This window comes from Staphylococcus rostri (assembly GCF_002902145.1).
GTDB classification, from domain to species: domain Bacteria; phylum Bacillota; class Bacilli; order Staphylococcales; family Staphylococcaceae; genus Staphylococcus; species Staphylococcus rostri.
Genome location: NZ_PPRF01000075.1, coordinates 1 through 11,852 on the forward strand (window position 1 = coordinate 1; position 11,852 = coordinate 11,852).

Annotated in this window: 12 protein-coding genes; 2 read left to right on the forward strand and 10 right to left on the reverse strand. The window is 36.4% G+C overall.

The window, feature by feature from the left end; all coding sequences use genetic code 11:
* Positions 1 to 644 precede the first annotated feature (644 nt).
* A complete protein-coding gene (locus CD122_RS09700) occupies positions 645 to 2,369 on the reverse strand; it encodes a DHA2 family efflux MFS transporter permease subunit (RefSeq protein ID WP_103358777.1) in 1,725 nt (574 codons plus the stop codon).
* A 16-nt stretch (positions 2,370 to 2,385) separates the two neighbouring features.
* A complete protein-coding gene (locus tag CD122_RS09705; RefSeq protein WP_103358778.1) occupies positions 2,386 to 3,033 on the reverse strand; it encodes an HlyD family secretion protein in 648 nt (215 codons plus the stop codon).
* 120 nt (positions 3,034 to 3,153) lie between these two features.
* Between CD122_RS09705 and CD122_RS09710 the strand changes: the two genes are divergently transcribed.
* Positions 3,154 to 3,711, forward strand: a complete 558-nt coding sequence (locus CD122_RS09710; RefSeq protein ID WP_103358779.1) for a TetR/AcrR family transcriptional regulator — start codon at positions 3,154 to 3,156, stop codon at positions 3,709 to 3,711.
* Between the two features lie 286 nt (positions 3,712 to 3,997).
* On the opposite strand, the gene CD122_RS09715 is transcribed toward CD122_RS09710, so the two are convergent.
* The 5 genes from CD122_RS09715 to CD122_RS09740 all read right to left on the reverse strand — a co-directional run bounded on the left by CD122_RS09715 (position 3,998) and on the right by CD122_RS09740 (position 9,074).
* On the reverse strand, positions 3,998 to 5,602 hold the full coding sequence (locus CD122_RS09715; protein ID WP_103358780.1) for an ATP-binding cassette domain-containing protein: 1,605 nt from the start codon (positions 5,600 to 5,602) through the stop codon (positions 3,998 to 4,000).
* A gap of 195 nt (positions 5,603 to 5,797) precedes the next feature.
* Positions 5,798 to 7,249, reverse strand: coding sequence for an APC family permease (locus CD122_RS09720; RefSeq protein WP_103358781.1), 1,452 nt, complete (start codon positions 7,247 to 7,249; stop codon positions 5,798 to 5,800).
* A gap of 472 nt (positions 7,250 to 7,721) precedes the next feature.
* Positions 7,722 to 8,084 (reverse strand): DUF423 domain-containing protein, encoded by a 363-nt coding sequence (locus CD122_RS09730; RefSeq protein ID WP_103358783.1) that lies wholly within the window; start codon positions 8,082 to 8,084, stop codon positions 7,722 to 7,724.
* Between the two features lie 14 nt (positions 8,085 to 8,098).
* The gene (locus CD122_RS09735) at positions 8,099 to 8,413 is read right to left on the reverse strand and encodes a DUF5327 family protein (protein ID WP_103358784.1); all 315 of its coding nucleotides are present in this window, start codon (positions 8,411 to 8,413) and stop codon (positions 8,099 to 8,101) included.
* 4 nt (positions 8,414 to 8,417) lie between these two features.
* Positions 8,418 to 9,074 (reverse strand): uracil-DNA glycosylase, encoded by a 657-nt coding sequence (locus CD122_RS09740; protein WP_103358785.1) that lies wholly within the window; start codon positions 9,072 to 9,074, stop codon positions 8,418 to 8,420.
* Positions 9,075 to 9,226: 152 nt separating this feature from the next.
* Between CD122_RS09740 and thiD the strand changes: the two genes are divergently transcribed.
* Entirely contained in the window at positions 9,227 to 10,057 is an 831-nt protein-coding gene (gene thiD, locus CD122_RS09745; protein ID WP_103358786.1) for a bifunctional hydroxymethylpyrimidine kinase/phosphomethylpyrimidine kinase, read from the forward strand.
* A gap of 48 nt (positions 10,058 to 10,105) precedes the next feature.
* On the opposite strand, the gene CD122_RS09750 is transcribed toward thiD, so the two are convergent.
* The 3 genes from CD122_RS09750 to CD122_RS09755 all read right to left on the reverse strand — a co-directional run.
* Positions 10,106 to 11,116: an MFS transporter gene (locus CD122_RS09750; protein ID WP_169926506.1), complete on the reverse strand. Its 1,011-nt coding sequence runs from the start codon at positions 11,114 to 11,116 to the stop codon at positions 10,106 to 10,108.
* Entirely contained in the window at positions 11,109 to 11,303 is a 195-nt protein-coding gene (locus tag CD122_RS11975; protein ID WP_169926507.1) for a hypothetical protein, read from the reverse strand. Before CD122_RS11975 ends, CD122_RS09750 begins: the two co-directional genes overlap by 8 nt.
* Positions 11,304 to 11,391: 88 nt before the next feature.
* A partial coding sequence (locus CD122_RS09755) for a DNA glycosylase AlkZ-like family protein (protein ID WP_206167758.1) occupies positions 11,392 to 11,852 on the reverse strand: 461 nt, incomplete at its 5' end.

Here is an 11,852-nt window from a genome sequence, read left to right on the forward strand (position 1 = left end):
AAACACTATCATACAGAGAGTTAAAGTAAACCAAAAATATTTAAATAGTAAGAATTAAGTCAAATAATCACTAGTGTCGCATAAAAACATTTAAACTTTAGTAATCAAAAAGAATTTTCTGTAAATTAATTTCAAGTACAAAAAATTCCTTTATACTGGTTAGAGGTAGTCATACTTATCCAAATCCAATACAAAGGAACTACACTATGGATAATTCTACTAGTAAATCATCATTTGGACAATGAATTTCCCCCTTAAATTTTGAAAAGTTGATCATTACGTGAAAATGTCTCATATAGACTGCTATACAAAAAAGTTAAACACGAATTACTACTTTTATTTGTTAAGTGCTTTCCTTTTTTAAATTCAATGTTCTTGATTTTCATTCAGAATGCTCGTGTTGTTTAATGTAACACTGATTTAAATTTATACATAATGTGTTTCTTTTGCGTTCTATTTGTGATTCCATTTAGATAATTATTAATTCTTTTTAACTACAAAAACTTATTATTGAAATCACTTTACTCAATAATTTGTAGCTAACTAAAAATTAAATTTTTGCGATTTTAGCGACAAATATATCTCCAAATAACCAAATTATCAAAACACGACTTCCCCACTCAAATGAAGAAGTCGTGATTTTTCTATTGTTCTTTTGACATGTAGTAAGATTTATCGCGTAAGAAAAAGCTGAGTACGAGTGCAAGCCCGCTTAATGCTGTCGCAACCCAAAATGCGCTGTTAACGCCATCTACTGCTGAAAGTTCATTGACAAACTTTAATATTGCAGCTGTTGCTTGTTGTTCGCCGCCTAATTGTTGTGCGAGTGCTTGCAACTGATCTTGAATAAATGGATTTGTTTTATCTAAATCTTGCTGGAATGTCGCAAGGTGTGTTTCACTTTGTTGTGTCATAACCGTTACTAAGATCGCTGTACCGATAGATCCTGCTAATTGACGCATTGTATTAATCAACGCATTGCCATGAGAAATGAGTCTTGCTGGTAATGAATTCATACCTGCCGTCATAATCGGCATCATAATAAAGCTCATACCGAAAGAACGTACGATATAAATCCATAAAATTGATGAATACGGTGTGTCCATCGTCAATTGTGTCAGTTCCCATGTACCATACGTTGTAATTGCTAATCCAATAATCGCTAGTGGCTTAATACCAATCGTGTCTAATAGTTTTCCGGCAATAGGTCCCATAAAGCCCATAATCAAGGCACCTGGTAACAGTAACAATCCTGAATCAATTGCTGAGAAACCACGTAAGTTTTGTAAGTATAGCGGTAGCAAAATCATGCCACCGAATAGACTCATCGTCACAATCATGTTGATGGCTGCTGTAAGTGTGTACCCTGGATACTTCAGCACTTCAAAGCTCAACATTGGGGATTTCATCGTCATTTCACGTACAACGAACGCCGCCGTAAAAATAATACCTAACGTTAACATGACAATAATTTTTGTTGATGTCCAACCGTCGTTACCCGCTTCACTAAAGCCATACAGCAAGGCACCAAAACCAATTGTACTAAAAATAATACCTGGAATATCTGCTTTAGGATGCGAAGTACGTTGATACATACCGAACCAAAAATATGCGACAACTAACGCAACAATCGCCACGACAAACATACCAATGAACATTGTATGCCAATCGTAATGCTCTACAATATAACCAGACAGTGTCGGACCAATTGCTGGTGCTAAAATCATCGCAATACCAAGTGTTCCCATGGCCATCCCACGTTTCTCAGGTGGAAAGATTGTCATAAATACATTCGTACCAAGTGGCATTAAAATACCTGCACCGGCCGCTTGAAGCACACGCCCTGTCATCATGATTGGGAAGTTCCAAGCAATCCCACAAACGAGCGAGCCAATTGCGAAAATTAACATCGAGAATAAAAATAAACGACGATATGAATATTTCTCAAATAAGAACGCACTGATCGGAATCAAAATTCCGTTAACTAACATAAATCCTGTCATCAACCATTGACCTGTGGCTGCCGTAATATTAAAATCTGTGTTAATTTTTGGCAGTGCAGTATTTAATAGCGTTTGGTTTAATATCGCAATAAACATCCCAAATAACATCGCTGCTAATACTTTATTACGTGAAATGCCTTTTTTAAATCGATAGCCAACAACGGATTCTCTCACTTGGTCACCTACTGTTTCATGTGACCCATGTGTTGTGACCGTATCTGTCGTATCATAACGTTGGTCGACTGAACTTGTAGACTCAGTTGACGCTTGAATGTCACGTTGTTTTTTCTTATTACGCCGAAGCAACATGAGGTTCATCAACACAATCACGATTAGTGAAACGATGCTATATATCATCACAAACATCTGATGACCTCCTATATTAGTTTTTGTGAATACTTACTTCTGCGTTCATACCTGGTAACACACGATTTGATGGCTGACTATCAAATTCAATTTTTACCGGTACAACTTGTGTTACTTTTGTATAATTCCCATCACTATTTGATGAAGGCATTAAAGAAAAGCTAGATGCTGTCGCTTGACCAATATGAACCACTTTCCCTTTAACTTTAGCGTCTTGGCCGTCGATCGCAATGTCTACTGTTTTTCCTTCCTCAATATTTTTAATTTTTGTTTCATCAATATTCGCTGTGACATAACGTTTATCTAAGTTATACGCATATGCTAAAGGTTGACCTGCTTGAGCGATACTTCCTTTTTGTGCTGCTAATTTTACAATAGTACCTTCTGCTGGCATCGGAATGTCCATTGATTGCACATCACCAGTTTCCGACTTCACTTGCACTTTCGCAAACGTATCACCTGCATTTAATTTATCGCCTTCTTCAACATCAAGAGACGTAATTTGTCCTGATGCTGGAGCTGCAATTTTAATTTGATCTCCATCTACTTGTGCATTTTCTGTTTTAACATAATTGGCTGATTGGTTATAAAAGTAAAAACCTCCAATACCAATAATGACTAATAATACAATCGTTACAATGTTAATCATAACTAACTTCTTCATAATGACTAACTTCCTTTCTAAAAAAATCAATATCCTGTATTATAGAACCATCATTTCGCACATGCCACAGACAATTTTTTAAAATGTGTCGGATACAGAAATTAAATAAATGGTGATCTTATGACAAAAACAAAAGCATATTATGAAATATGTAAAGCCCTAATTAGGCTACTTGAACACGATGACTTTGAAGCAATTACAATTAAAGAAATTTGTGCAGAAAGCGGTGTGCATCGCTCAACATTTTATGCACATTTTGAAGATAAATATCAATTATTAGAAGTTATCAAGCAATATCACATGAAGCGTTATAAACGGATTATGGCATCAACAACGTATACACTTGAAAATAGTACGTTGAAAGAAACGAAAGCACGTATTTTAAAATCTTTCCGCTTACTCTTTCGATATATCTTACGTTATGAGTCATTTTTCAAAACCATTCTTGTGACCAATCCACAACAAGACATTGTGAGAGATTATATGCGCTATACACAACAAACCTATACTGCCATGTTACAAGCTTTACCAGAGATGCAGCATTCTGATTACTTTATTTATTATACGATTGGTGGCGAACTGGCGATTGTTTATAAATGGTTATCAACCAATTGTCACGAAAGTCCTGAAGAGATGGCAGAAATTTTATATCATAACTTAATCAAAATTAATCGGTAAAATGTGAAAAATCATCGTTTGTCGTTTTTCACAGATTAAATATCGGATATATATTTAATTCCACTCAAGCATTAGTTCACAAAAAATTAATAATTTATCAATATTAATACCCCAAAACGTGTAAAAACGTGGTACATTATTTATAAGCAAATATATGGGTAGGGATCCATATCACTTTGTGCTTTCATTTTCAAAAAAGTTCTCCAATTCAAAAGCCTGTTTCCCCTGATAGCGTAGCGACTATCAAGAGAAACAGGCTTGTTTTTTAGCTATTTAATGATGACTACTATGTCACTTGTATTAATTTTTCATGTTCTATTTTATAAATATCTGTATAATGCTTTGGGTTCACATGTTCATCGTGTGTAATCTCAATCACTGTCTCTACTTCTTGATGAATGACTTCCCTAATAAAAGTTGCATTCTCTTTATCGAGTCCAGCTGAAAACTCATCAAGTAAGATAAAACCCGGTTGTCTTATTAAAATTCGTGCTAAGGCAACGCGCATCTTTTGACCGCCTGACAGACGCTCGCCATTTACACCTGCAAGATAGTCTAAACTATGTGTTTGAATCAATTCTGTTAAGTTACATTGACGTATGACATAACGTAACTGTGCATCATCAAAGTCATCACCTAATGTAACATTAAATAAAATGGACGCATTGAATATGAACGGTTGCTGTTCAAAATAATAGAGATGTTGCGTCAATGTAGCAAACGACAGTTTATCGCCTGGCATATTGTGATACCAAATCGTACCCTCTTGTGGCGTTTCCAACTGTAACAACAACTTGAAAAATGTTGACTTTCCGCTGCCAGATGGTCCTTTCAATAAAATGTGATTGCCTTTATTTATCGTTAAATGAATATCCTTAAAAATCATACGTTCGCCATATTGATGAGACACATGCTGAAACTGTACGGGTAAAATCGTATGTATGGATGAATGCGTCATTGTATTCTGCGCATCTTCCAACGCCAAACTATCCATTAACTCATCATACTTTTTCACAATCGTATAAGAAGACCTTAACTTGTTGAAATGATCAATCGCATTGACTGCTGGAATGACAATTCGATCGCTTGCCAAATACACTGCCATCAATGCAGCTAATGATAGATTGCCATGAATCACAAAAATTCCGCCTATAAATAAAGGGACGAATGCACTAATGCCTGATAATAAATTTGTGACCCAGTTAGATTGATAGAGATTTTTCTGTACGTCGTAATTACTGTCTTCCACATGGTTTAATTCTTTCGTTAACTGTGACACAAAAAACGGTTGTTTATTAAACACTCTAACTGTTGTCAGTGCACCAAAGTATTCGTTAAGATGGTCGACAAATTGTGAAGAATCGTGTGACCATGTATCCGTCGACTTCTTAATTTTATTTTTATAAATTTTAGGTGTCACAACAGGAATAATGGAAAATACAATAAATAATAATCCGAGTTGATAATCTATCACAAGCACATATGTCGCTGAAACGACTGAAAATGTCACACAATATATGAACAGAAATAACGACTTAATATAATTCGTCTCCAAAAATTTAAAATCATTGACCATAAAACTTAATAAATCTGAACGTTGTGTCGCATTGTTCCCGCCAAAGTACTTGCTAATAAGTTGTTCTTTATAATGATTGTTAAAATCTCTTATAAATTTCTGCTGATACAGGTTCCATAAATATAAACCTGTTCGAATAATACCATAGCCGACCATACCAAATATAAAGTAATTGATAAGCGAAGAAAGACTTTTAGTTTCGACAGATCGAATAATCCCTGCGATCAGTGTTGGTATTACAAGACCGTCTAAGGCTGTGATAAACATAAAGATATACAGTAAAATCAATTGAGGTGTCAGCAGTTTAATCTTCATATTTGACCTCCTATCAACATATCTGATTGGACAAATGCAATGTATATTTAAAATTTTAGTTATACATTTATTGTAGCAAAACTTACTCGTATTAATAAACAGAAAATTCAAATATTTTATTACTAACGAGAATAACCCCCAATCACCGAATTCAGCTGTATGCCAAGTTCAATAACTGAGGGTTGTCAGTGTGTTCTATTCGTCTAGCATTTTTTCTACGTCTTTTTTACGTGTGTCCAAAATAAGCTGTGACAGTTCATCTTTATCCATACGGCGAAGTTTCGGCAAACGAATAAAGAAGAAGATTAATCCGAGTAGTGTCCAGAAACCTAACGCAATATGCGATGGTAAAGATAATGACGCTGGTGAGATTGGTAATAGCAATAGTGCTAGGAAAATAAATGAAATAATCGCACCTAAAATCGCGAATGTTTTATAAACCGGACCGTACGTCTTACTTTGTTTGTCATAACTAAACAATTTTGCAGCGGCCAGACACGTAACAAAGTATGCGATAGATACGCCTGTTGACGACATATCTACAATCCATGTTAACGCCGTACGTCCTAACCACGGTGCAATCAATGTTAACGCAACTAGGAAAATGATCGCCACATACGGTGTCTTATAACGTGGATGCAACTTACTAAAAACTGTTGGCATAATACCTGAACGTCCCATTGAGAACAGTAAACGACTGGCGCTCAATAAGAAACCGTTCAATCCGGTAAAGATACCCATAATAATCGCAATCGCAAGTGCACCTAGACCAATATTACCAAAAGCCTCACGCGTTACCGCACCTGTCGCCCATAGCCCATTATCAGGTGCTGTTAACCAGCCAGTATATAAAATCATTAAAACATACGTTACTGCCGCGGCTAACAAGCTATATACGATTAACTTAAATGTTTTGTTTGGCGAAAAGTTAAATTCTTCCGCTGTTTGTGGGATATTGTCAAATCCAACATACGCCCACGGTGCAACGGCTACAATCATGACAATCGCTTGGAACCAGCCATACTGTGTGCCATGATACGGTTGTAGATGTTCTAATGAGAAGTTTGAGCCGAAAAATGAGCTCACAAACATTAAAATAACAACGATAACCATTGCGATGCAGAAATAAAATTGTAACGAACCTGAGACGCTCGCACCATAAATCGTAATTACCATAAAGATCAATAGCAATGCTGATGCAATTATAATCTCAGTAATATAGACGTCCCAGCCAGCAATTGTATAAAGTTTACCGACTTCAATCGCATCAGGAATTAAAAATTTGATAAGTAGACTAAACGCCGTCGCATTCAAGGCTACAACACAAATATAACCAAATGTTAAAAACCATGATGAAAAGAAGCTGACATAACGTCCAAATCCTAAAAAGCTAAATGCAAATGCCCCACCGGAAACTGGAAAGCGCTCAACTAACGCACCATAACTCACAGCAATAATCATCATCAGTAATGCCCCAATAAATATACCGATAGATGCTGCAATTGGTCCAGATGTTTGAATCCAATCCCCTGGCAGAATAAAAGAACCCCAGCCGATACAAGAGCCATATGCAATTGCCCATACGAACTTCTCAGACAAGTTCTGTTGCAAATCGCCTCTATCCGGCTTTTTATTATTTTTTGCCATAAATATATTTCACCTCTAATATACTTTATACCCTAGTTAAAGTATCAATAACTCAATTTTAGTATTCGAGCCATTAATCATACATGAAATATTAATACATAGCAAAAGTTTTCATATTTTCTTAAATAATTGACAGAAATTGTTCAAAAAAAGAGTAAGACACCAGAGGTTGGGACAAAAGCGCTTAGGATTTGAGCAGAACCGAACGATAAGCAAAATTGATTTTTATTTTGTCGAAATCGTGGCAGTTCTGTCGAAAATCCTGCTTTTGGGACACCGTTTATCGGTTTCCCAGTGCTTAAATTTATTGTGTCCCATCCCTTCATGCCTTACTCTTACAAGGATGCTTCAAAATTTACTGTTCTTCGTCTTCTTCATTCTTTTTCCACAATGCAGATGCCAATGCACTAAAAATATGACTCAAAAAACTAAAGATTGCTTCCATATCTTTCGCCTCCTTGTTTAATGACCGTTATATTTTAAATGACGCAACAATAAGCATGATCCAGCCTGCAATAAAAAGTACCCCACCGATTGGCGTAATCGCACCGAGTACACTGATTTGTGTTGTTGATAAAATATACAGTGAACCACTAAAGAACACGATACCAAAGAACATCAACCAACCTGCCCAACTTACATTTAGGTTGAATGCACCACCAATAATACCGATTAAAATCAACCCTAAACCGTGATACATTTGATACATCGTTGCTTTTTCCCACACAGACATATAGTGTTCGGAAAGCTTACCGTCTAAAATATGTGCACCAAATGCGCCTGTACCAACTGCCATCATCGCATTAATGGCACCTAAAATAATGAATAATTTCATGTTATATTCCTCCTTTAAAAGTCAAAAATAGACTCACCGTTACCAATCGCATCGTCTGTCACTAAACGATTGTCTGACGTTGTCGGTGCCGTATTTGACTCTGTCACACGGCCACCCATTAAGCGGATTTCTTCCTCAGACACTTTCGTTGATGTAGATGGGGTTGCGGCTGGACGACTCACTGTTGTTTGTGGCGTCGCTTGGTCTGTATACAAAGCGGTTAACGTATGAATCGCATACATATGTTTATCAAATGCTGCATCTGTTGTTGCTTGATCTGCCTGCATTAATTCATGCTCTAACAATTGGATTAACTTCTCTTTCTGCATAGGGTTATTCCTCTCTTTCGCACCACTGAATTGGATCGAGTCCTTGTGCCGTCAAATAAGCATTCGCTTTAGAATACGGCTTCGAGCCAAAAAAGCCACGATATGCCGATAACGGACTTGGGTGTGGTGACTTAATAATATAATGTTTTGACGTATCAATTAAGCGTTCTTTTTGTTGTGCTGGCTTACCCCATAAGATAAACACAACACCTGATTTATGTGTTGAAATCGCCTGAATAATTTCGTTTGTAAATATTTCCCAACCAATGTCACGATGCGAATGTGCCTGACCTTGTCGCACGGTTAAGACGGTGTTTAACAGCAACACACCTTCTCGTGCCCAGTCTTGTAAATGGGGCGACGTTCTATGGCACCCAATATCATCCGCTAACTCCTGATACATATTGCGCAATGATGGCGGGAACTTAGCATCCGGTTGTACGGAAAATGCAAGACCGTGTGCCTGGTTCGGTCCATGATACGGATCCTGCCCCAAGATGACGACTTTCATATTTTCAAACGGCGTTAAATCAAACGCTTGATAAATGTTCTCTCGTGCCGGATACACCACTTCTGTCGCATATTCTTTTTCTAAAAAATCGTGCATCGCTTGAAAATCATGTTTCGATGTAATGTCATGAAAAATTGTTGACCACTCCATCATGCTCACCTCATTCCACATTTTACCACAAATTCTGTCAGTTAACGTCACGCCTCAGCATGGAAATGTTTTCAGTTACACGTTGTCATGATATGATAGTGCATAAGTAGGATTTTACATTTAATTTAGAAGCTAAAGGGAGTGGATGTCACATGGCATTAAAGAAAGTTTTAACAATTGCAGGTTCAGATACGAGCGCAGGGGCAGGTATGCAAGCTGACCTCAAAACATTCCAAGAACTCGACACATATGGAATGGTTGCACTTGCTGCCATCGTTACAATGGATAAAGAAACATGGTCTCATGATGTTACACCAATTCCATTCGATGTATTCAACAAACAACTTGCAACAGCTATCAGTATTGGTCCAGATGCTGTCAAAACAGGGATGTTAGGCACTGAAGAAGTGATTAAACGTGCAGGCGAAGCGTTCGTTGAGTCAGGCGCGCAATTTTTCGTTGTAGACCCTGTTATGGTATGTAAAGGGGAAGATGAAGTTTTAAATCCTGGTAATACAGAAGCCATGATTGAATACTTATTACCAAAAGCAACAGTTGTGACACCAAACCTTTTCGAAGCAGGTCAGCTATCAAAATTAGGTACATTGAAGTCAATGGACGATATGAAAAAAGCAGCTGAAATTATTCATCAACAAGGCGCACAACACGTTGTCATCAAAGGCGGTAAAGCATTAGATCAAGATAAATCATATGACTTGTACTACGATGGCAACACATTCTATCAACTAACAACAGATATGTTCCAACAAAGTTATAACCACGGTGCAGGTTGTACATTCGCAGCGGCAACAACAGCGAACCTTGCGAACGGTCAATCACCAAAAGAAGCCGTTATCAACGCAAAAGCTTTCGTCGCTTCAGCAATTAAAAATGGCTGGAAAATGAACGACTTTGTAGGTCCTGTTGACCACGGTGCATACAACCGTATCGAAAAAATCGACGTTGAAGTCACTGAAATTTAATCATCATTCAAAACGCCATGCGGTTCTCGTGACCCATGGCGTTCATTGTTATGCTTCAACCGCATCTTGGTATGAACGTGACAATATTGAAAATACGATAAGGACACCAAACGTGGCGATACCTGTTAATAAAAAGACCATGCCTTCATATTGATTTAAAATGATACCGTAGAAAAACATTGATAATGGCATTAATGACTGTACAATCGATTGATTTATTGAAAAAACACGACCTTTATAGGCGTCATCAATCGCTTTCTGTAAATAAATACTGTATGGAATATTGAAATATGGCATCGCAAACCCAATCCCTGCATACACACCGATTAAAAAGATAAATGCAACGGTATGCGATACGTCAAAAAATAAAAAGATACCGAGTCCACTCAGAATGACACTATACAATAAAATAGATACTTTCATATTTCTAAATAAATGTGACTGAATTGGAAAAACGGTAAACAGTAAGGATGTCAAAAAAATCGCAATGGTTAACGATGCTTCTATAACGCCGAACTGTTGAGAATTGAGTCCAAGCGTTTGAATGGCGATAATCGGTATCCCTACGACAATCGAATTGACCAAGAAGTTAATGCTGAGTCCAGTAACAATACAGAGTAAAATAATTTTATCCCGCTTCAAATAGCGAAATCCCTCTTTGAAATTTGTTCTGAAGCGCGTGCACTCTGTTTTTTCCAAGTATGTTTTTAACGGTAACATCAATAACAATACAAGCGACAGACTCTCCGTCACAAGCGTTAGCGTCGCCAATGTTTGTATCGACACGAATGCGATAAGCAATCCCCCTGCCATTGGTGCTAAAAACGTCACGATTGTAATAATCGTTTGTCTAAGCGAAACAATTCGTTCCAAATGATCTTCAGCAATATTTTGTAGATTCGATTGAATAATCAACATATTGATGCTATCTGTAATTGTGAGCACGATACCTGTAACAATAATTAATTGGAGCCCCACATTATCATATAAGAAGAAAAAGACCATTAAAATCACAATTGTTGCCACTTGCGCTGTGATGACCAGCCACCTGTTATTCACGCTGTCCGTAAATACCCCTATTATTACTAGCGATAATCCCACATAAAACAATAAGCGCTAAATACACACTATACATATAGCTCGTATCGGTGTATTGCAATATGTAAAACGCACAGGCAAAACTAAAAATCCGCGACCCAAAGTTTGAAATAATATCAAATAATACAAGAATAACTGATTTCATCATTACATAACCCCCTTTGTTTCGTAATGATTTCAATATGCGTATAAATTTATGATATATTTATTTTTCTTATAAAAAAGGGACCACCTGCTTAATCATTTGATCTAGTAATCTTTTTAGCACATAATTTTTTAGCGTAATCTTCTAAAAGACAAGATACTTGTTTTTCTATTTTTTTATTTCTATACTCTTGTAATATATTTAATGATAAAACGATTAATTCACCTGTTTCTCTATTGTAATTTAAATCTATAGTACCGATTAGATTACTTTCTATTAAAATTGGTAAAGCATAATAGCCATTTTTCCTCTTTTTTTTAGGAATATAAGACTCTAATCTATATTCAAAAGAGAAAAGTTTTTTTAATCTTGCCCGATTATAAATTAAATTATCAAAAGGAGATAAAAATACATTTTTAGATACTGTTTCAATACTTTGATGATTAAAACATTCAATATCTTTATTTAAAATATAATACTTTTCATCTCCGTTAAATAAAGTACTCTCTTTATTTGCCTTCTCTAACTCACTTAAAACAGCTTGTATGTCCT